Below are 20,545 nucleotides of genomic sequence, written 5' to 3'. Positions count from 1 at the left end.
GCAGGATGACCTAGCCAGCATGTGCCGCGCCCTCGTCGTCTTCAGAAGGCCGTGTCTGCCAGAAGCCGCCTTTCATGGTGACGATCGACGGCGTGTCGAACCACTGCCGGGGACTGAGAATCTCCGCGCGCAGAATGTTCGGCAGCACCTGCACATCGAAAATCTCCTCCACGCCGTTGTAAAATTCCAGTATTCCAAGCACCTGTCCGCTCTTCGCATCCACTGCTGCGACACCCGCCACCAGTTCGTCACGCTCCGCTTCGATCGGCAGCCCTTGCGGCCCGCGCCTGTCGCGCAGTCTGGAAAGCCCGACGAACAGCACACCCCCGTATTCCACCAGCCCGTGCGTAAAACCCGGCAGCTTTGCCACCACACGCTTCGCACCGGTGACTGGGTCTATCTGCAACAACTGCCCGCGTCCGCCTTCGAGCACATACAGTTCCCCGTTGATCACGCGCGGCGAATGCGGCATCGATAACCCCGATGCAACGATCCGGCCCGAGGGCACTTCCATCACGATGCCGCCATCGACCATACCCTTACGCCAGCCGAACGGTGTATCGGTCTGTCCAAGCGCGGTCACAAAGCGCACCTTGCCGTCATGAAATGCCATGCCGTTCAGATGGCATCGGTCTCCAGGACCGAATTCCGTCACGAACGGTGGCTGCCAGATGGACGTGAAATTGAAGAATCCGTCGATTACACTGATGCACGAGTAGCGTGTATTGATTGCGAGCACGATGTTCCTGTCGAACACCATGTCATGCAGATCCAGATCGCCCGTGTAGTGCGCGGTGCGCGGCACGAAAACCGCGTCGTAGTAATCCGGACGTGCCGGATAGCGCGGCGCGAGCGACGATACGTTCGCGAAGATCATCAGCTCATGACTCGTGGCGATGGCGAGCCGGTTACCCGACACCGCGAGCCCCATCGAACGCGGCAACAGACAGGCGGACAGCGTGGGAATGCCCTTGTCGACACCGAGCAACGCAACTCCCGACGGGCGCCGGCTGATTGCAAGGCTACATTTGAGCGCAGCGAGCACCTCCAGAAAGCGCCCGGTATCGCGCAGATTGATGAAAGGCGATTCGGCCTCGCCCGCTCTGTTCGACGAAACAACTTCATCTACCCCGGTCTGCAATGTGCCTGTCAACTCGCTGCCTTGAACCTGTTCCACGTCCCTGTGCCTTTCAGAACTCCACTGCGTCCCGTCAACGGACAACACGTGGCCATGCAATAAGAAAACTGCGTGGCATCAAAGATGATCATCACGCAGCAAGGAGCGATCCGGTGCGATTGGCGCGCTCTTCAAACGTCTTCCACCATTCCCCGGGATGAAATCGGCCGGAAAAGGCGATGCCCGGGTTCATACCTACATAGACGGAACGAGTTACCCGATACCGCAGACTTTTTTTGCGTCAGCTTCGTGCCGATGATCGCCCGCGATTCACCGGCGTGCGTTGTGGTGTTTCCGCCGGCTCATCACGTATCTGAATGGCTCGCTCCGCCGATATGGTTTGAATGAAGCCAGACGAAAGCGTGTTTATAGTCCTCTTGCAATGCGTTACTTTTTATGACAGACCTTAACGACCCTGAAATATGCGCCGTGCGTGTTTTGTGCGGGCAGTGGAGCCAACTGATCTTCCTCCGTCAAATCCGGTTTTCATATCACCTACGACGGTTCTGAATGCGGCATAGGGACAGTCCATCCGTCTTATAAGAAGAAGACGCCGATATTCGTGCAAGCGCGGCATCTCCGTTTCCCGGATGTCAATGAAAAATGTTCCTATGTCCATCGCCATGATGCCGCTTCGGCGGCTCGCCGAACGGTTGTTGCCCGGCAACGTTGCCTCGAGCCGGACCGCAGTTCCCGGCTCCCCCCACGCCGGCGGCTCGCTCACGACCGTGCCCCTGCAATGGCGCACGCACTGGCTCGCGTGGCAGTTCCTGTCATGGATTTCAGGCACACTGCTCGCGCCGCCGTTCTGGATGGTCGGCATCCTGCTGATGATCAATGCGCACAGTGATCAACCGTTCTTCTGGTCCCTGACGATGGCTATTGTTCCCATCACGAACGCCATAGCGATCATTCATGCAAATCAGCGCCACCATCGCAGGCCATTCACTGCGCGCTGGCAGGTCGGCCTGCATTATTTCGGGGGCAAGCATGCTGACCGGTTGCACACTGTTCATGCTGATGGGGGGTGGTATACGGGTGCTCTGCAGGGTCTCGTGGAGCCGTTAGTCGTCACGATGGGTGCATCTGGTCCCGCGGCTAGCGTCTTATGGAGTGGCACTGTGATTGCAGCCTTCGGGGTGTTGTCCTTTGCACACGCCAGCATTTTGCACGCACGACTTGCTTTCGAGGCCTGAATGTCCCGGCCATATTCCTGAGGATCGCTGACACCCAATTGGAGCGGACATGCATCGCACGCACCACGTTCAGAAAAGGCGCCCGAACCGGGAACGCGGCATCGCTATCGTGACCGTGCTGCTGGTGGTGGCGCTGGCGGCCACGCTGGCCGCCAGCGTACTGTGGCGCCAGCGGGTTGCCATACGCGATATCGAAAACCAGCGCCTGTCTGTTCAGACAATGTGGGTCGACCGCGCTGCCATAGAGTGGGCGCGCGCGACACTGCGCTTGCAAAGTTCAACTTCCAATGTGACCTACGACGGACAACCCTGGGCCGCCCCCGTAAGCGACATCCAACTCGCCGACTTTCTGCCGCGCCAAACCATGGCCGTGAATGGCGAGCTGGCTAGTGCCTGGATTTCCGGTCACGTGGAGGATGCCCAGGCCAGGTTCAACCTGACGAACCTGGTTTCAAGGCCAGGCCCCGGTCAACCGTGGCAGATCAACGGTGACGGGATATTGGGTTATCGTCGCCTGCTGGGTGAGCTTGGCCTGAACCCGGGTCTTGCGCAGCTCACCGCCGCCTATATGCAGCGCTCGCTGACCGAAACCAGGGAAGCGAATGACTGGCCGCTGCAACTTGTCTCGGTCGACGACCTCATCCGCATCCCGGGATACGACACGCGCGCCGTCGAGGCACTCTCGCCCTACGTCACGATCCTGCCGGATCTCACCACGGTCAATGCCAACACGGCGGCCGAGCCAACGCTCGTCGCCACAATTCCGACCCTGTCCCGCAGTCAGGCTCACACGCTTGTCGAGCGGCGTGCCACAGCCTACTTCGTCAGCACCGGGGACATCGCAGAAGTATTGGCGCCGACCCAAACGAGTACGACGCTGCCCTCTGGCTCACTCGTTGGGGTTAATAGCGGCTATTTCATCGTGCATTGCAGGATCCACTCAGCGCGGATCAATACGCGAATCGACACACTGATCGCACGATACGGCACCGGCAATTTCAGCTGGACCGCCGTGCTCTGGGTTCATCGCGTCACCGGTTAGACGACGCCGGTCTAGTTGAGCGAGGCTTCGACGCGCTCTCATAAGCCGCCGCCTGAAATCCCGGGTATTCGGGAGCCAGCCGGTCCATGGTGGTTTCGCGTATTTCCGATTTCATCCGGTTCCAGTCTTCCACGGAAACCAGAAACGCGATTGCCTGACCGTATTTCGTGACCATCACCGGTGACTCAGCCGCATCCCGCAAAGCCTTCGATGGGTTACTGCTGAAGTCGCGCGTGGCCATAGCGGTAGCACGCTGCCCGGAACGCGACCCGCCGTCCGGATCGACGCCGGCTTCCCGGCAAAACATGCTGTCGAGTGTCGACGCGCGCAACATGGCCTTGGTTTTCGGCTCCGTCGTATGCTCGCGCTGCTGCTTGCGCCGGCTGCGCGGATCGACATGCGCCGCAATATTTTTAAGGATACGGCCGAACTGGCTGGGCACAAGGTGATCGTAGTGCTGCCAGAATTTGGATGGAACCGCGATCATCATGCCCGCGTAGGTTTCCCTGACGCCCGCCGCGATGTAAAGCGGCAAGCGTCTGGTTTCGCGCTCGTTCAGTTCCTGCCTGTTGCTCACCGCGCGCACCATCGCGCTCAGTCCGTTATACGCAAGCGCGGCAACACCGAAAGCCAGTAGCGCTGCGCGCGGCGTACCCGAAGAAAGCACCCCGCTATAGAACACCGGCTCGAGCGGCACCGGCAACGTTTCGCTCCAGTGCCGGCAGGACAGTCGCACGACCTCGTGAGCGCTCAGGTGCGAGGCAGGAACATTCGTCAGGATCCGGATCACCGTGTCACCGTCCATGTCCGGATGATCCAGATGCAATTCGATGCGTCTGAAGACAAGCGACGAACCTAACTCATCGGTCATGCTAACCGATTGTTCGTAGACGAGCCCCGACTCGATACGGCCTTTTTCCAGCCGACAATCCCTCTCCAGCCAGACGGGGCTGCAGCCATGTTCCTGCACGATGAATGCGCTGCCGCGTCGCGGCCAGCCGGCGAGTATGGCGCGGGTATTGAAGTGGCGATCCACGATCCACAGTTCGCCAGGCTGAACCGAATCCAGCAGGGCGCCCATGACAGGCCGCTCCTGCGCCCGACCGTGTTCCCATGGCACCAGATCGACGATCATCGCAAGATCCGGATCGTAGACCACGAGCGATTGTGCAGGCGACTCCGTATCGCGCTCCCCGCCGGGCATCATTGCGCCGTGCATACAGCCTGACGGTCCTGGCGAACACCTTTCGCTCGCCGGCAAACGGCTGCCGTCAAGAATCCTCAATCGATAATCGCTTACGGTCGCCTGCCGGTCGTGCAACAACGGTTGCACGAGGGGAAGCAATCGCTGCGCGCTGTCCCGCACGAGAGTACGTCCCCAGCCGGAGCGGGTCCGGCTGATCCTGTCGTGCAACGCGGTGATCGATGCCGGCAACTCCGGAAGCGTTTTCGCTGCCGTATCCACCGAATGCTGCAATCGTGCAGCGATGATCGACATCGTTTCCACCGTCATCGAGAACAACGACTCCCGCATCTGCAGACTGTCACTAGCCTCCACCTGCTCGAATGAATCGCCGGCCCACTCCGCATCCAGCGCGCATTGCAGGACCAGACGCGCCATAAGGGTCATCGGGCTGTGCTCGACAAAGCGTTCTATCACTGCGCGTATCACCTGATTGCCTCGTAATTGTCTGGTAAAGCGCCGTCGAGCGCTCGACCCCATCACCGTGACGGGAAATCTTTCCTTTGATTCCCATCAGGCCTCTTGTCTTGCCACCCCCATTAACATGGGGTGCCAAGATGCCTGCGCGTTACCCTTACCGCGATGCACGCGCCGGCCACGCGAATACATTCCGTCGGGCACACCCCGTTACGACCGCTGCCATCGACAACGACTTGCTGAGGAGCTTGACGCGCCATTTCCGATATCGGAATATCAAGCGTGACTGGATACCGGCGCGGCGGCACTACACTCCAGCAATCCGCTCAACTGGATCCCGGAGGAACCCGCATGTACGTAGATCCACGCGTCGCGCATGGCCGTGCGAAGTTCGACCTGAACCGCTCTCCACGAATGTTCGCTGAGGAGCGTCGCTGGAAAATCACCGACATCATCGTGAAGAGCCTTGAAGACTTCGCCGGGACACCTAACCGGCGCGGCCTCATGCGACTTCTCGAACTGCAGATCGCGCCGCGGCTCGAACGCCTCGGACTCGAGCCGTACATCGGCACACTTGGCGATATGGAAGGCCTTTTTGTCAATTTTTCGACGATGAGCGCCGAGCACGGGCTGCGCGAATTCCAGTTGCGACTCACCATCCCCGACCTGGTCCTGAACAGCTTCGCCTCCAACACCATCAAACCCCACGCTGTTGCGCGCTGCATGCAACGCAATGGGGTTCTGTCGGTCGCGGAAATCGAACGCGAGACCAACATCGCGTTCGTGTTCGCACGCGTGCTGCGCCCGCTCGCTCTGCTCGAGAAGTGGAAACAGACCGCGGTCCCAACCGCAGACGGACTCTTTGTCGGCGAAATCAGCCATGCCGACGACGTCTTCATGAACACGTATATCCGGCCCGCCGCCAGCGATCGGCCTTCCCGCTGGAGCGGTTTTGCCGAACTGTTCTCCGTCATGCCGGACTGGACTGCGGCCCAGATTCATGAAGGAAGCGATCTCCTGCAATGGATGATCAACCATATCCTGGCCTTGCGAAAAACCGCGTCATTAGCCGAGCGCTTTCCATTCCTGCTCGAACCCTATCAAGCACTCAACGATCCTCTCGACGCAACATGGGACGCCGCGCGCACCAGCGCCGAGAGCGGGACGAGCCCAGCACCGCGCTAGGCGAGCCGCAAGTCGTGCAGCGGCCCTTGCGCTCGATGCCTTGCATGCCTGCGCGCGCAAAGCCGCACTCCCGCATGATCGAGGCCTACATAAACAAGGTCGAACCAGGTGCGTCTATCCCGCAGACTTTTTTTGGAGGAACGCAGTGAAGGGTACTGATTGCCACGTGCTTCTGCCCTGACATAGATCAATCAGCCGCGAGGGCGCAGCGCTACCGGCAGACAGTCGGACAGCGGCCCGGACCAGAGGACCTATCCGCCTCTCCGACTGCAGGCCGACGGCCTCGTCGTGCGACATGTGCAGCCGCTCGCCCGGCAGTCTCTCCCGAGGCATTGACGGACGCCTCCATCCGGCTGCGCCCGACTCCACGTCCCAGCGCAGGCCACCTCACGCGGATCGTCCAGCACGCCAAGTGCCCGCCAGACCCACATCGCCACATACGCCGCTCGCGCATGTTTGGGACTTTGCGCTCGCCAGCGCCGGAACGCATCCAGTTCGGCGGACGTACAGTCAGCCGTACGCAGCCAGAGCAACCACCGGATAGCGCCGTCCCTGACGCTATCGGACGCCGCCGTCTTCGCGAGAACGCGGCGTGAGCCTGCGCGATAATTTTTCATGGCCACTCCATCGCTCATGGGACATCCGGCCCGAACTCGCGCACTTCGCTCGGTCCACGGCGGAGCTGTCCCAGTTCCCGCCTGACAGATTCAGCCCTGTCATGCATGACACATGGGAACCGGAACGCTGACAGGCCGTAAATGGCAGGCCTTCATGAGTTATGTCGGAAACGGCGGCCGTAACCCGCAGAAAATCGGGTGGCCGGAAGCACCGCCTGCTCAGGCTCAGCTGAGCAGCACGATATTGCCGGGAAGTTTGGTGACGCGCGCGCCGTAGAGCCGGCCGAGCATGTTGATGACGTCGTCCAGTTTGGCGATCGGAAACTGCGCCTGTATGCGATTTTCGCCCAGCGCCGCGTTTCGCAGAATGACCTTGCCCGGCCGGTAACGATTGATCTCGTCGACCACCTGGGCGAGCGGCACCCCATTGAATACGAGCACACCTCTTCGCCAGGCCATCACTTCGGCTGGATCCACCTGCGAAACGGGATGGACTTCCCGGTCGTCATAGACCAGTTGCTGGCCGGCGAGCAACGTCAAGCGCTGGCGGGGATGTTCGAATGCCACCGAACCCGATACGCAGGTCACGCAGACCTGGTCCCCGCTATTGCGAACATTGAATCGCGCGATTTGCGCCTGCATCCGGCCTTTACCTGCGACCAGTGCAACCGCCCGCAGCGGATCGCTGCGACCGGCGGGCGGCGCCGCGGCAACGACCTCGGCCTCGCCCGCCAGCAATTCGACACCACGGACCGCTTGCAGGGCAGGCAACATATCGAGCCGCGTCTGCGTATTCATCTCGACCACCACCCGGTCCGACAACGCCACACGGCGCTGCTCACCGGTGCCCGTATGATAGTCGGCGGCGTAATCGGTCAAGGCCGGCCACAGGCTCAGGGGCGGACGCAGCGCGAGCCACGAAGCGCCCGCAGCCACGGCAAAACCCACGAATGCCCGCCGCCCGGGCCGCAACGCGTGCGTGCGGCTCACGTTCCCTTTCCACGCCTGCCCCGATGCCAGTTCTTCCTGCCTGATCTCGGCGGCGGCGGTTCGCAGCATGCCCCACGTATCGCGCAACAGATGGGACGTGCTCGGGTGATCGTCGCACCATTGCTCAAAAGCCCGCACGTCATCCGGGCACAGGTTCCCACCGCGCAGGCGCAGCAGCCATGCACGGGCCTGAGCCTGCTCTTCGCTCTGGGCATCGACCTCAGCTTTCGTCATCGATAAGGTAATCAAAATTTTCGCGGCCCGCTTCTCGAACCCGTGTACGGATCGCCTGATTCCTGCATGCGCTCGAGGCAATATTTTATTGCAGTGCTCAACTCGCTCTCGACCAGACGTAGCGAAATACCGAAACGTTCAGCGATTTCACGGTTCAACTGTCCATCCACACGCGCAGCCAGCAAGATCGCCCGGCGCCGGGGCGTCAGACCACGCAGGATATCCTTGAGCGCCTCGACCTTGAAACGCGCTTCCACGATCCGTTCCGGATCAGCGAGTTCGTCCGGCAACTCGAGCAGCGCATCGACGTCGTCTTCATGGAAATGACGCCGCTCGCGACGATGCTGATCAATCGCGACGTTGCTCGCCATGCCCAGAATATACGCGTCGCCATTCGCAACAGGTGCGGCGACGTTCGCGTTTTCGAGGCGCAACCAGGTTTCGTGCAAAGCGTCGGCGGCACCGTCTTTCGATCCCGTCACGCGCTCGAGCCGTCTGACCAGGTACGCATAGCGCGAAACCAGGAGCTTTTTTAGTTGTGTCCGGCTGCTGTCTGACATGACCCCTAGCCCCGTTCGCCTGATTGTGAGCAGTCGATATGCACGCCTTTACCGACTGGCCGCAGCAGAATCGTAACCGGCTCGGGAAGCCCGCGAGGCGGCGGCGAATCGAATCGCAACGTCCGGATCGCTCGCTCGATCGCCGCGTCCCGCGCCGACAGGCCTGTCGAGGTCACTACCGCGGCGGCTACCAGTTCTCCTTCATCATCGATACGCAGTTGCGCCACCAGCCGGTAGTTTCCTGGACGCGTCAGGGGCAGCGCGCATAACGCCTCGGTCAGGCGCGACTGGACCATCGCGGCATAAGCGCGCTGATCGCCATCGTCGGAGAGACCGTCGATTGCCAGCGTGCCGGTTGCTTCCGGAACAACCGCGGGAGCGACCTCGTCACTCTTTGGCGCGGCAACGATGAGCGCCTCGTCCATGCCCGTAAAATCGGCCTGCAACCCGGTGCCTTCGAGCACGCGCTGCAGCGCTTCGCGGGGCAGATAGTCGCCGCTGACCGGCGCGCTGATACGTCCATCGAGAAGCGGCGCGGGAGCGAGCACCACCAGCTCAGTCAGACGGCCAAACGCCTGAAGCACCTGTGCAAGAGGCTGTGCGGGTAGATCATAGTGCACGCTGCCTCCAGAGGGCCGACTCGCCCGACCGGCATCCTGTGCTTGAGCGCTCCGCACGATAAGGACGCAAAGTAGGAAGCATGCAGTAAGCGCCAGGACACCGGACGGTGCCCATGAGCGTGTCATGTATGAATCGCCGGAAGTTGGATTATGTCGCGCGGACGTGGGACAGGCCGTGGCTCAGCATCGATAACAGTTGAGCACCGTATCGTAAGAAGATAATGTGACAGTTAAGTGTCCGCGACAGTGTACGATCGGGCTTGCCGCAGACATCTACATGCGAGCGCAACGATATGGCGTCATTGATCCGCCGCCGGCTGCAATGTCGCGGACACCGTCGCTTGCCCCTGCTTCGCTTCCGCGCTCGCGTGAGCGTTGATCACGCGCACATGCTGCTCCCGGCGCACCTGGTCGAGCCACGCCATCCACACTGCGAACGACACAGCCTTCGCGTCGACCTGCACGCCTTTACCCAGTACCGTGAGTTGCGCCTTCGCGACACCTGCCTGCGCAAGTGACGCGCCCAGGGCCTCGCGCAATGCAATGCCCGCAGGCGGGCGAACCGCGGCCGCCGCTTTCAGCCTGCGCGCCTCATCGATTTGCAACTGGACATCGGCGAGCTGCGCCTCGAGCAACGGAAGCTTCGCGACGATCTGCGCGCGGCCATCGTAAGCGGGTTCCCACAGCACGTTGTAGACGAGTGCCAGGGCGACGAGAACGCCGCCGACAAGCAGCAGCTTTTTCTCGCGAGGGGCACGCACCTCGAACCACTCCGTCAGCGCGGCCCGGACTGCACGGATTTGACCGTCCATTTGCCGTTATCCTCCTGAGCGGACAAACCCTGCGCCGTCAATCGGCGCTTGAGCCCGTCACTGTCGATCGTCGTGCCGGGCTTGAATGTCATATCAAGCGCCCCGCCGTTGTAGTCGAGCCCGGCGATTGCACTGGACGGAACTGGCCCCAGCGCATGGGCAACGCCTGTCGCGATCGCCAGAAAATCGTCCGACCGCAATTCCCCGGCCGCCCTGCGCAGCCGGGCCAGTTCCGCGCCCATCTGCGCGTGCGGATCGAGAATCACCGTCGTACCCGGAAACGCCGTTTTCACAAGCTGCGTCATCTGCGCGTTCAGCGCGTCGCGACGATGGCGCAACTCGAACCATTGCACATTGACGGCGACGATCGACACCACGAGCGACGCCGCAACGAAACCAAGCGCCACACGCCACGGTTTGAGTCCGCCGGCGCCAGGGCGGCTGCGCCCCGCATTCGCAAATTCGAACTGGCACAGGTCGAACCGGCAGGCGAGCGCTTCACGAGCAACACTCACCCACGGCAGGACATGTGTGGCCAAGGGAAAGTCCGTACCCAAATGGGCGGGCTCACTGGCTCGGGTCACCTTCTCATCACCGCGGTGCTTCCCACTTTCCGCGTCCGGATTGACGGGTGGTCCGCCGTCATCGGCTCCGACTGCGAGCGAATAGACCATCAATGCCTGACGCTTCGCCAGTTCAGCGATCGTCGCGTCCAGTTGAACGGCCGGGACACTCGCTCCGAAACCAAGCGCGCCCTGCCTGAGTGCCAGCTCCACCCACTGCGTGTCGTCGTGCGATTCCGGCGATTCCTGCGATTCCGCCGACTCCGGCAACACGCGATCGCGTCGCATGATCAGCGCACTTGCCACATCACGGCCCACTTCTGCGCCCCCCCCTTCAGGCTCCTCGCTCGCAGCGGGACGCTCGGTCGCGGTCACGTCCTGCAGTTGGGCGGGTGACTCCATGGACGGCGGCGATAGCGCGGCAGTCAGTAAAGGAATGCAGTGAATCAGCGGCACGGCGCGCAACCGGCGATGGCCTGCCCCCGTAAAGCGCTCAATGACAGACGCGAACCACTCACGGTCAACGACCGCCGCGCACCTCACACCGGAATCCTGCGGCGTGGGATCGATCGCAATATGACTGCGCTGTGCGTCCTGGATCAGGAATTCCTCGACCACATTAGGCAATATGCGGCGCAACCGCGCACCCGTCACCGGCGGCAACGTGACATTGAGCAGCAACGCGTCGCGCGCGACCAGAATGAGCACCGTAACATGCGCCCGGGGCAGCGCATCCATCGCGGCAAGACCGGCCCGCAGGGCTTTACCTTCGCGATCGAACAGCGCAAACGGCATCATCGCGCCTCCGTTCGCTACGCCCATGTCGCTCGACGGTAACAGCACGATCAGGCTCGACATGGTTTCACCTCACAGAACAGGCGCTGATGACGACGGTAATCCCGCGCCTTCATGGCCTGCTCACCGCGAAATTGCCGATCCCACTGCTGACCACGAGCAGACGTACGGCACCGGAGTACAGCGTAATCGTGACCGGCACGTCGATGCTCTCATTGCCCAGCACGACCCGCTGGATCGGATCCCCGCTGCCTGTGTAGCGGATCGACACGCCGGTCACATCCGTGGCCCACCGATGCGGGCCGAGCAACTCGTCTGCCATCGGCCGCCAGGAGCCGTCCCCGGCTCGCTGATAGAACCGATAGCCGCCGTCGACAGGCTGCCACGCAATCGGAACCGAGCGGATCTGTGCCTCATCGCCTGCGGATTCAAGCAGCGTGGCAAGGCGCTGCGCCTCTTCCGCCAGATCCGTGCGACGGTTCCGGTTTGGCGCCAGCGCGACGACCGCCACGAGCAGTCCGGCGATCACCAGCACCACCAGCATTTCCAGCAGCGTGAAACCCGCGGAACGGCAACGCATGTGCCGCCGCCCGGCCGAGGAAGCGCGCCATCGCCATTGCATGCCGGCACTATTGCCACGATCCAATATCGGCATCGTTACCCTCCCCACCCGCCTTGCCATCCGCGCCAAGACTGAATACGTCGATCGCACCATGCACACCCGGGCTCAGGTACTGATACGCGTTGCCCCACGGATCGTTCGGCAAGCGCTCGAGGTAGCCGCCATCTTTCCAGTTGTTGGGAACTGGATCGACGGCCGGTTTTTCAACGAGCGCACGCAGACCCTGATCAGTGGTCGGATACCGGCCGTTGTCGAGCCGGTACAGGTTGAGCGCCTGCATCACCGTGCCGATATCCTGTTTCGCCGCGATGCGCCGTGCTTCATCAGGACGGCTCATGATCTTCGGCACGATCAGCGCGGCAAGGATCCCGAGAATCGCAATCACCACCATGATCTCAATCAGCGTAAAGCCGTGCTGCGTGCGACGTCCTCTCCGACGGCGGTGAGCGCCGACGCTACGTGAGCCCAGCATGTTTGAACCCGTCATCATGTATTCACCCTTTCGCCCAAGAATAAGAACACGCCGTGCGTTGTCGTGTTGTTGCCATGCGTATGCATCGATGTCAGCAACGCATCGCGCAACCCCCTCGTGCTATTCCTCCACCGCTTTGCCAGCCGGAATTCACACCATGCTTCGTCCCGTTCTGCATCGATTCCCGTCCCCGCCGCTGCTTGCATCCGTTGCAGCCATTGCGCTGTTCGTGGCCGTTCTTGCAGCGTGGATCCGGGTTCTTTATGCACCGATTTCCGCCGCGCCGGCACATCCCGCCCCAGCCGCATCAATCGATGCGTCAGCGGGTGCAACGCTCTTTGGCGCACAACCCGATCAGGGCCAGCATGACGGCGTTCAACTGCTGGGCATCCTCTCCTTCGGTCCTCAACACGCCGCCGCCATTGTCAGCATCGGCGGTGAAGCAGCCCGCGTCGTTCGCGTGAACGGTGCGATCACCGATGCGACTACGCTCAGCGAAGTTCGCCCGCACTCGATCGTGGTCGACAGACACGGCGTGCAACGCGAAATCGCTCTGCCTTCCGCTCAGGACCCGAGTGTGTTCGTGCGCTGAACGGTCCATCACTGCACCAGGTTGTTGAGTTCGATGATCGGCATCATGACGGCGAGTACGATTACGAGCACGACGCCGCCCATCGCCAGAATCAGCAGCGGTTCGAGCAGACTGGTCAGGAACATCGTGCGGCGTTCCAGCTCCCGCGACTCGCCGTCAGAGGCGCGGTCAAGCATGGTTGTCACGTCGCCGGTTGCTTCACCGGAACGGATCAGGTGGACCAGCACCGGCGGGAACGTTCTGGTATTGCCCAGCGCTCGCGAGAGTGACGTCCCCTCCCGCACCCGCACAATCGCGTCGTCGATGTTCTCGTGCATCGCACGATTGCTCAGCGTCTCGCCCGCTGCCTGTAGCGCGCGCAGGATGGGTACGCCGGCCGCAGTGAGAATCCCGAGCGTGCTCGCAAAGCGCACCGTGTTATAACCCCGGACCAGTTTTCCGAACAGCGGCGCGGTAAGCGCCCACCGATCGAATGCGAGTCTGGGGCCAGGCTGCTCGAGAATACGGCGCGCGAGCCAGACCACAATCGCAACTGCAATAAGGGTCGCCCACCACCAGTGCCGCACGTAGCCGGAGAGCGCCAGCATCATGACGGTGAGAAGCGGCAACGCCTGTTTCGTGCTCACGAACACGTTGGCGACCTGGGGCACCACGTAACTCAGCAGGAAGGTCACAATGCCGAACGCGATACAGGTCACTACCGCCGGATAGGTGAACGCAAGCAGGATCTTCTGCTTGAGCGCATTGCTCTGTTCGATGTAGTCGGCGAGGCGCGAGAGCACAACGCCAAGCTTGCCCGTATGTTCGCCCGCCGCCACCAGCGCGCGATAGATCTCCGGAAAATCCCGCGGATGCTGTGAGAGCGCGTTGGCAAACGAGTGTCCGCCGACGACCTCCGCACGAATCGACGCCATCAGCTCGCGCACGTAGTCACGCTCGGCCTGCTCGCTCAGCACCGACAACGTTTCGTCGAGCGGCAAGCCGGCGATCAGCAGACTGGCCAGTTGGCGAGTCAGGATTGCCTGCTCCCGCTGCGACAGCTTGCGGCCTAGCGCAAGACGCTGGCCTCGTGCGCCGTGCGCGCGTGACGCAGCGGGCTCGACAACCAGCGGCGTCAGCCCCTGTGTGCGAAGCTGGCTGCGGCCTGCTCGCGCGCTATCGGCCTCAAGTACGCCCTTGAGTGTCTTGCCCGTTGCATTGATCGCCTCATACCGGAATGCCGACATGTCATTCTCCGCCTGTCACCCGTAGGACTTCTTCCAGTGAGCTCGCCCCCGACGCGAGCCATCGGTTGGCGTCCTCGCGTAGAGTGCGCATCCCCGCCGCCCTGCCGGCCGCCAGAATCTCCGCGTCAGCCGCATTTCTGTGGATCAGCGATGTGATCGCGTCATCCACCAGCAGCAGTTCGTAGACACCGCGCCGTCCTGCATAGCCGGTGTGGTTGCACTTCTCGCAGCCCACCGGATGCCATCGTGTGTGTCTTCCCTCAGGTTCTTCTTCAATGCGTTCCGCCTTGCACGCAGGGCATAGCTGACGCACCAGCCGCTGCGCGAGCACACCAAGCAGCGACGACGCCAGCAGATACGGCTCGACACCCATGTCGGTCAACCGTGTCACGGCGGATGCCGCGTCGTTCGTGTGCAGCGTCGCCAGTACCAGGTGACCCGTGAGCGACGCCTGCACTGCGATCTGCGCGGTTTCGAGGTCGCGGATTTCGCCGATCATGATGACGTCCGGGTCCTGCCGCAGAATCGAACGCAGCGCCCGTGCGAAAGTCATGCCGATCCGCTCGTTGACCTGCGTCTGCCCGATGCCGGACAGGTCGTATTCGATCGGGTCTTCGACCGTCATGATGTTCGTCGTCGCGGTGTCGAGCCGTGACATCGACGCATACAGCGTGGTGGTCTTGCCCGAACCGGTCGGGCCGGTTACCAGCACAATGCCGTGTGGCTTGCCGATCAGCTTGTCGAATCTGGCAAGCGTATCCGGCGCCATTCCCAGCCGCTCCAGATTCAGCCGCTGCGCATCCTTTTCCAGCAGACGCAGCACCGCGCGTTCGCCGTGACCGGTCGGCAGCGTCGAGACGCGCACGTCGACCGGGCGGCCGCCCACGCGCAGCGTTATACGGCCGTCCTGCGGCAGACGCTTTTCGGCGATATCGAGCTGCGCCATGATCTTGATCCGCGAGATCAGCGCGCCGTGCAGCGCTTTCTTTGGCCGCACGACGTCGCGCAACGTGCCGTCGACGCGAAAGCGCACCACCGACGACGTCTCGAACGGCTCGATGTGAATATCCGAGGCCTGTTCGCGTGCGGCTTGCGTAAGCAGCGCGTTGATCATGCGGATGATTGGCGCGTCGTCTTCGGACTCGAGCAGATCCTCCACCTCGGGAATGTCCTGCATGAGGCGTGAGAGATCGACTTCGCCTTCCACTTCGCCGACCACTTGCGCGGCGCTGCCGTCCTGGCGTGCATAGGCCTGGTTAATCGCCTGGGCCAGTTCGTCAGCCGGCATGCATACCAGCGTCAACCCGCCCGCATGGCGCGCAACCTCTCCGACTGCCGATATCGGTGTGCGGTCGCTGATCCAGACTTCGAGCGTACCTGGTGCCGGGAATGAATGCTGGTTCACGATCAGGATCTGCCCGGTGCGCGCAAAGCCATAAGGCAGCATGCGCAGCGTGTCGACCGGCGCACCCGCCCGGGAACTGCGGAACGGACCGGGAGAAGTCACAACGGGCGCTTCGGGCGTCATGGCTGTGTCCGTTCGACGTTAGGGGGTTGGGACGCGTTGGGCTGCGACGCGTTGGGCTGCGACGCGTTAGGCCGAGATGCATCGGGCTGAGACACATCGGGCTGCACCGGTGCCGGGCGCGACATCCGGTTCAGGTCGAATATCCCCTCCTCGGGCGGGACGCCCTGTGCAGGACCTGGCGCCAGCGGCGGCAACGCCGGACTATCGTGATCGCGCTCGATGCGATTGTCCGACTGATAATCCCCTGCCTGCTGTCTCAGGTAGTCGTAACGGTTTTCGGAGATGCTCGCCGTGGTCTGCGCATCGCGAATGATCACCGGACGCAGGAACACCATCACATTGGTCTTGGTGCGGTTTTTGTTTTCCGCCCGAAACAGCGAACCAATGACCGGAATATCGCCGAGCAACGGCACCTTGTTGTTGCCTTCGGCATAGTTATCCTGGATCAGGCCGCCGAGCACGATGATCTCTCCGTCGTCGGATAGCACCGTGGACTGCACCGAGCGCTTGATGATCGTCACACCACCCTGGTTATTGACGGAGGTTGGGTCGACCGACGAGTCCTCCGAATAGATCTGCAGCTTGATGGTGCCGCCCTTCTCGATCTGCGGCTTCACATGCAGCACGATACCTACGTCCTGCCGGTCGAATGTATTGAACGCGTTCACGCCGGTACTCGACACCGCGGTCGCCGTCGAGTACGAACCGGTCTGCACCGGCACGTTCGAGCCCACCACGATCCTCGCTTCCTCATTGTCGAGCGTGATGAGGTTGGGTGACGACAGGATCGACGCATTGCTGACCGTCGCCAATGCCTGCACCAGCGCGCCGAGCCCGAAGAACTTGCCGAAGTTGTGAATCAGCCCGATGTTGATGCCGTTGTTCAGGAGCGTCGTCACCGCCGCCGTCGACAGCTTCTGGCCTATCGTCTGCCCCTGTGCAGTCAGGTTGACGATGCCCTGGCTCGTCGAGGTGGCAAAGTTGGTGCTGCCGTAAAGCACATTGTTGCCGCTGCTGGACTGCAGCGCGCCCTGCCACTGCACACCCAGGTTCGCCGCGGATGTCGCGCTCATCTCCACAATCATCGCTTCGAGATAGACCTGCGCGCGGCGCACGTCGAGTTGATCGATGACGTTGCGGATATTCTGGTAGAGCGGCTCGGGCGCCGTGATCACGAGCGAGTTGGTGGCGGTATCCGCCTGAATCATGCCGCCGCCCGTCGAGTCGCTGCCGCCGCCGCGCGCCGCGGCGATCAGACCGCCCTGGCTGCCGGACGCATCGCTGCCGCCCCCCGCGCTGCCGTCAGTCATGCCAGGTAACGGCGGCACACCTGCGGTCCCTGTCGATGCATTGGTCCCGACCCCGCTTTTGCTGGAGGTCCCGCCGTTGCCCTGGTTGAAGTTTTTAGCGCCGGACTTGTCCGGGTCACTGCCGGCGTCACCACTGCCCAGCCCCATCATGCCGCGCAGTACCCTGGCAAGATCCGGGGCGTTCGCATTCTGCAACCGCACGACATGCATGTTTCCCGGAACGCGCGTGGGCGCGTCAAGTTCCGCAATCAGCGCCTTCGCATCCCTGAGCCGCCCAGGATCGCTCGCGCGCAGCAGCAATGCATTGATGCGCGGACTAGCTGTGACCGACACCTTGAGCGTTGCATCAGTGTTGCCGATGCCGCTCGGGTCGAGCATCTTCAGCACGACCGGCGCGACGTCGACAGCGCTCTCATGGTTGAGCGGCACCACGGCGATTCTTTGCGGGGAACCCGCGTCCACGCCGGCAATGATGGAAGCAATACGCCGGATGTTGTCCGCGTAGTCGGTCACGATCAACGTGTTGTCGCTCGCGTAGGCGGCGATGGTGTTGTTCGGGCTGATGAGTGGCTTTAGCACGGGCAGCAGGTTGGTCGCAGATTCGTTTCTCAGCCGGAAAACCTGGGTAATCACATGATCTCCACGCGCTTGCGGCGTATTTCCAACGTAGGTCGGCACACCTTGCAGTTTTGCATCGGCTTCGGGCACAACCTTCAGGATGCCGTTATCCCGCACGAGCGCGAAGCCTTGCATACGCAACGCAGCCTCGAGGGTCTTCAGCGCCCGCTCCTTGCTGACCGGGCTGTCCGATACGAGGTTGAGCTGTCCCTTGACGCGGGGATCGACAATGATCGTCGTGTCGGTTGCGGCGCCGATCGCTTTCGCGACCTGACTGATATCGGCATTGGAAAAGCTGAGATTGACCTGTGCCTGGGCCATCTGTGTAAACAGCAGATTGATTGCCAGCACCGTGCAGGCAACAGGATGACGCCGGAAGCAGGAGCATGTGCGTGTCATAGACCTGGGGTTCGATGCCGGCACGACAGGCGGGCCGAGACGGACGCGCCTGCCGCGTGAATCGAATGCTCGACACACACCCCGCAAGTCAGCGTATGGTTTTCTGGTCCGTCCTGTTCTGCTGAACTCTCAACAGGCGGATTTACCGGGCAAAGACTAAGCAGTGAACCGGAGCAAAAATGTGACAGATGTTGGGTAACATTTTTGTCGCTCCTGCGAATAAATCTTTTCCGGACGGGAGTTGCGCGCTTAAATACGCCTCACAAAAATATAATCTTCATTTCGAATTACATTGGCGAGATCTTTTGATATTTAGCGGCGACTCTCCGGAAATATTTATTGGATGAAAACGTTGTCTTATTCATTTCGCATCGAACTTCGCACATCGAATGATCAGGCAGCGTGTTACGGATCTTTTGTCGTAAAGTTGACTTAAATTGGATTCGCTCCACGCGAATCGTCGAAGCGCTAGCCGTCTCTTGAGCAGGCATTCTCACGGTAACGGACGTGCTACATGTCCCGGCCGCTCCTGCCTCTGCCGACTTTCGCTCTCCGGTACCTACGACTTAATATTTGCGATTGCGCAATTCGCATAACGCATTCGGATAGCCGGTATTGCCAGTGTTTCAATGCCGAATTGAAACCGACAAAATGTTGGGTACCATCCGTTACCAAAAATTCACACGCTGCCCATGAAATTCCATCTAAATTGATCACGCAGTCGACGCAATACGTGACTGCAATCGCTGGCTCCCCTTTATCTTCGTTCCAAGGAATTCTCATGAAATCCAGTAAGCGCAAGATTTGTCAGGTTCTCGCTCTCGTTATTTCGGGTATCGGCGCATCGGCCGCTATGGCCGCAGGCCCGCTCGTGCAAGGTGGCGGTTCGTCGCTCGTCGCTCCGACGATCGGCAACCTCACGCCGACTGCGACCGGCGAAATTGGTCTCTTCGGCACCAGCGAAGCGACGTTCACGTACTACTCGGTTGGCTCGGGTGCCGGCCAGAACGCGTTCCTGGGTAACCAGCCGACGTTCCTCAGCCCCGGGCTGACGGGTACTGTTGACTTCGCCAACAGCGATGCGGCGTTGAGCGCCTCGCAAGTTACGGCCTACAATAGCAGCAGCGTCGGTTCGGCTAGCGGCCCGCTGATCCAGATTCCGTACATCGTTACGCCGATCACGGTTCCGCTCGTCAACGGTCCGGCTGTGACCAGCACGACCACGCCGCAAACGACGCCGGGTCAGACACACAGCATCGCGCTTAACGACAACGACCTGTGCGGTATCTATTCGGGCAAGATCGCGAACTGGAACCAGGTGATCAATCCTGAGACCACGTCGGCCTATGCCTTGAGCGCGCCGATCTCCGTCGTCTACCGTTCGGACGGCAGCGGCACGACCGAGTTGCTGACGCGCCACCTGGCCGCCGTGTGTACGACCGCCAACACTGCTACGGGTGTCACGTTCGTCGACTCGCTGACCTTTACCGCATCGTTCCCGAGCGGCGTACCGTCGAATTTCGTCGCGGCTTCGGGTAGCGGTGGCGTTCGTACCTCGCTGACCACCCTCTCGTCCGCCGGCACCGCAGCCGTCGCTTATCTGAGCCCGGACTACACGAACACGTTCCTCGCGCCGTCGAGCACGGTCGTGACGCCGACGGGTGCACTGCAACTCGCGGTGGCCAGCCTCGTCAACGCAACGAACGGCTTGTACTACGCACCGACGTATGCCAACGCTACGACCGCACTCGGCTCTGTCGCCTCTCCTGGCGGGAGCCAAACTGCCGCCGCCAATCCGGTGAACTGGGCGCCCGTTTCCGGCCCGAATTACAAGAGCCTCGCCAACCCGGCATCGGGTTATGCGGTTTCCGGTACGAGCCAGATCATCCTGAGCCAGTGCTACGCAAGTTCCGCTGTCACGACGGCCGTGCATGATTTCCTGAACGACCATTACACAAGTGCCAGCTTCGCTTCGATCGTTCACGGCAACGGTTTCGACACCGTGCCTTCCAGCTACCAGACGAACATTTCGAACATCTTCCTGAGCAATGCCAACGGGTACAACCTGGACATCGGCAACACAAGCGTTTGTACCGGGACGGTTACCGGTCGTTAAGCGATCGGCGGAATAGCACTTCCGCTGTACATCTGAACTACGTCCCCGGGCAACCGGGGCGCAGTTTTTTGCATGTTATCCGGAAACCGTGTCTTGCGGGTTCACATCCATCAGACGCATAAGTCGCGGCCTCGGACATTCAAGGTCGCGACTCCTTCGTCGTGCATCTTCCCCCGAAACCGACAGACAAGCGGACCGTAATGATCAGGTC

17 protein-coding genes and 1 pseudogene are annotated in these 20,545 nt (G+C 61.5%); 5 read left to right on the top strand and 13 right to left on the bottom strand.

The genetic code is table 11. The annotated features are described in order from the left end of the window. Positions 1-10 precede the first annotated feature (10 nt). Positions 11-1,177 carry a TIGR03032 family protein gene (locus F6X42_RS30210; protein ID WP_312892943.1) on the bottom strand — a complete coding sequence of 389 codons (1,167 nt, stop codon included), beginning with the start codon at positions 1,175-1,177 and terminating at the stop codon, positions 11-13. A gap of 611 nt (positions 1,178-1,788) precedes the next feature. Here F6X42_RS30210 and F6X42_RS30205 point away from each other — a divergent pair. Together F6X42_RS30205 and gspK are read left to right on the top strand one after the other, a co-directional pair. Continuing rightward, the gene (locus F6X42_RS30205; RefSeq protein WP_187637700.1) at positions 1,789-2,373 is read left to right on the top strand and encodes a hypothetical protein; all 585 of its coding nucleotides are present in this window, start codon (positions 1,789-1,791) and stop codon (positions 2,371-2,373) included. Positions 2,374-2,422: 49 nt separating this feature from the next. Continuing rightward, on the top strand, positions 2,423-3,415 hold the full coding sequence (gene gspK, locus F6X42_RS30200; RefSeq protein ID WP_187637699.1) for a type II secretion system minor pseudopilin GspK: 993 nt from the start codon (positions 2,423-2,425) through the stop codon (positions 3,413-3,415). Here gspK and F6X42_RS30195 read toward each other — a convergent pair. Continuing rightward, positions 3,405-5,138: a transposase gene (locus tag F6X42_RS30195; protein WP_246530289.1), complete on the bottom strand. Its 1,734-nt coding sequence runs from the start codon at positions 5,136-5,138 to the stop codon at positions 3,405-3,407. The genes gspK and F6X42_RS30195 overlap by 11 nt on opposite strands. A 393-nt stretch (positions 5,139-5,531) precedes the next feature. On the opposite strand from F6X42_RS30195, the gene F6X42_RS30190 reads away from it, so the two are divergent. Next, positions 5,532-6,260 (top strand): hypothetical protein, encoded by a 729-nt coding sequence (locus F6X42_RS30190; protein ID WP_312892942.1) that lies wholly within the window; start codon positions 5,532-5,534, stop codon positions 6,258-6,260. A gap of 251 nt (positions 6,261-6,511) precedes the next feature. Here F6X42_RS30190 and F6X42_RS30185 read toward each other — a convergent pair whose 3' ends face one another. The 8 genes from F6X42_RS30185 to gspG all read right to left on the bottom strand — a co-directional run bounded on the left by F6X42_RS30185 (position 6,512) and on the right by gspG (position 12,545). After that, positions 6,512-6,877 (bottom strand): FecR/PupR family sigma factor regulator, encoded by a 366-nt coding sequence (locus F6X42_RS30185; protein WP_187637696.1) that lies wholly within the window; start codon positions 6,875-6,877, stop codon positions 6,512-6,514. A gap of 225 nt (positions 6,878-7,102) precedes the next feature. Then, complete coding sequence (locus F6X42_RS30180) at positions 7,103-8,101, bottom strand: FecR family protein (protein WP_187637695.1); 999 nt, start codon at positions 8,099-8,101, stop codon at positions 7,103-7,105. Between the two features lie 11 nt (positions 8,102-8,112). Then, positions 8,113-8,661 (bottom strand): RNA polymerase sigma factor, encoded by a 549-nt coding sequence (locus F6X42_RS30175; protein WP_187637694.1) that lies wholly within the window; start codon positions 8,659-8,661, stop codon positions 8,113-8,115. A 5-nt stretch (positions 8,662-8,666) separates the two neighbouring features. Further along, positions 8,667-9,281, bottom strand: a complete 615-nt coding sequence (locus F6X42_RS30170) for a TonB C-terminal domain-containing protein (protein WP_312892941.1) — start codon at positions 9,279-9,281, stop codon at positions 8,667-8,669. A gap of 299 nt (positions 9,282-9,580) precedes the next feature. After that, on the bottom strand, positions 9,581-10,093 hold the full coding sequence (locus F6X42_RS30165; protein WP_187637692.1) for a type II secretion system protein M: 513 nt from the start codon (positions 10,091-10,093) through the stop codon (positions 9,581-9,583). Further along, entirely contained in the window at positions 10,057-11,514 is a 1,458-nt protein-coding gene (gspL, locus tag F6X42_RS30160; RefSeq protein ID WP_281394057.1) for a type II secretion system protein GspL, read from the bottom strand. The genes F6X42_RS30165 and gspL overlap by 37 nt, the downstream gene beginning before the upstream one ends. A gap of 49 nt (positions 11,515-11,563) precedes the next feature. Next, positions 11,564-12,073: a GspH/FimT family pseudopilin gene (locus F6X42_RS30155; protein WP_246530288.1), complete on the bottom strand. Its 510-nt coding sequence runs from the start codon at positions 12,071-12,073 to the stop codon at positions 11,564-11,566. Between the two features lie 7 nt (positions 12,074-12,080). Continuing rightward, the gene (gene gspG / locus F6X42_RS30150; protein ID WP_187637689.1) at positions 12,081-12,545 is read right to left on the bottom strand and encodes a type II secretion system major pseudopilin GspG; all 465 of its coding nucleotides are present in this window, start codon (positions 12,543-12,545) and stop codon (positions 12,081-12,083) included. On the opposite strand from gspG, the gene F6X42_RS30145 reads away from it, so the two are divergent. Further along, on the top strand, positions 12,544-13,137 hold the full coding sequence (locus F6X42_RS30145; RefSeq protein WP_246530284.1) for a general secretion pathway protein GspC: 594 nt from the start codon (positions 12,544-12,546) through the stop codon (positions 13,135-13,137). The genes gspG and F6X42_RS30145 overlap by 2 nt on opposite strands. Positions 13,138-13,145: 8 nt before the next feature. On the opposite strand, the gene gspF is transcribed toward F6X42_RS30145, so the two are convergent. From gspF to gspD, 3 genes and pseudogenes are all read right to left on the bottom strand, one after another. Continuing rightward, positions 13,146-14,363: a type II secretion system inner membrane protein GspF gene (gene gspF, locus F6X42_RS30140; protein ID WP_187637688.1), complete on the bottom strand. Its 1,218-nt coding sequence runs from the start codon at positions 14,361-14,363 to the stop codon at positions 13,146-13,148. 1 nt (position 14,364) lies between these two features. After that, positions 14,365-15,813: pseudogene (gene gspE, locus F6X42_RS30135) on the bottom strand (type II secretion system ATPase GspE); the annotation flags it as partial. Between the two features lie 74 nt (positions 15,814-15,887). Continuing rightward, positions 15,888-18,218, bottom strand: coding sequence for a type II secretion system secretin GspD (gene gspD, locus F6X42_RS30130; RefSeq protein ID WP_187637686.1), 2,331 nt, complete (start codon positions 18,216-18,218; stop codon positions 15,888-15,890). 781 nt (positions 18,219-18,999) lie between these two features. On the opposite strand from gspD, the gene F6X42_RS30125 reads away from it, so the two are divergent. Beyond that, positions 19,000-20,334 carry a substrate-binding domain-containing protein gene (locus F6X42_RS30125; RefSeq protein ID WP_187637685.1) on the top strand — a complete coding sequence of 445 codons (1,335 nt, stop codon included), beginning with the start codon at positions 19,000-19,002 and terminating at the stop codon, positions 20,332-20,334. Positions 20,335-20,545: the final 211 nt, after the last annotated feature.

Origin of the sequence: Paraburkholderia podalyriae, from assembly GCF_014397785.1 — a bacterium.
Taxonomy (GTDB): Bacteria; Pseudomonadota; Gammaproteobacteria; order Burkholderiales; family Burkholderiaceae; genus Paraburkholderia; species Paraburkholderia podalyriae.
The sequence above is the reverse complement of the archived record's forward strand: the minus strand, read 5'-3'. Positions and strand labels throughout refer to the sequence as shown.

Bases quoted from the DNA above. Each gene is read 5' to 3' on its own strand.
- F6X42_RS30155 (WP_246530288.1), bottom strand. From the start codon at position 12,073: ATGCAATGGCGATGGCGCGCTTCCTCGGCCGGGCGGCGGCACATGCGT.
- gspD (WP_187637686.1), bottom strand. From the start codon at position 18,218: ATGACACGCACATGCTCCTGCTTCCGGCGTCATCCTGTTGCCTGCACG.
- F6X42_RS30195 (WP_246530289.1), bottom strand. From the start codon at position 5,138: ATGGGGTCGAGCGCTCGACGGCGCTTTACCAGACAATTACGAGGCAAT.
- gspF (WP_187637688.1), bottom strand. From the start codon at position 14,363: ATGTCGGCATTCCGGTATGAGGCGATCAATGCAACGGGCAAGACACTC.
- F6X42_RS30175 (WP_187637694.1), bottom strand. From the start codon at position 8,661: ATGTCAGACAGCAGCCGGACACAACTAAAAAAGCTCCTGGTTTCGCGC.
- gspG (WP_187637689.1), bottom strand. From the start codon at position 12,545: ATGCTGGGCTCACGTAGCGTCGGCGCTCACCGCCGTCGGAGAGGACGT.
- F6X42_RS30145 (WP_246530284.1), top strand. From the start codon at position 12,544: ATGTTTGAACCCGTCATCATGTATTCACCCTTTCGCCCAAGAATAAGA.
- F6X42_RS30125 (WP_187637685.1), top strand. From the start codon at position 19,000: ATGAAATCCAGTAAGCGCAAGATTTGTCAGGTTCTCGCTCTCGTTATT.
- gspL (WP_281394057.1), bottom strand. From the start codon at position 11,514: ATGTCGAGCCTGATCGTGCTGTTACCGTCGAGCGACATGGGCGTAGCG.
- F6X42_RS30180 (WP_187637695.1), bottom strand. From the start codon at position 8,101: ATGACGAAAGCTGAGGTCGATGCCCAGAGCGAAGAGCAGGCTCAGGCC.
- gspK (WP_187637699.1), top strand. From the start codon at position 2,423: ATGCATCGCACGCACCACGTTCAGAAAAGGCGCCCGAACCGGGAACGC.
- F6X42_RS30185 (WP_187637696.1), bottom strand. From the start codon at position 6,877: ATGAAAAATTATCGCGCAGGCTCACGCCGCGTTCTCGCGAAGACGGCG.
- F6X42_RS30165 (WP_187637692.1), bottom strand. From the start codon at position 10,093: ATGGACGGTCAAATCCGTGCAGTCCGGGCCGCGCTGACGGAGTGGTTC.
- F6X42_RS30205 (WP_187637700.1), top strand. From the start codon at position 1,789: ATGTCCATCGCCATGATGCCGCTTCGGCGGCTCGCCGAACGGTTGTTG.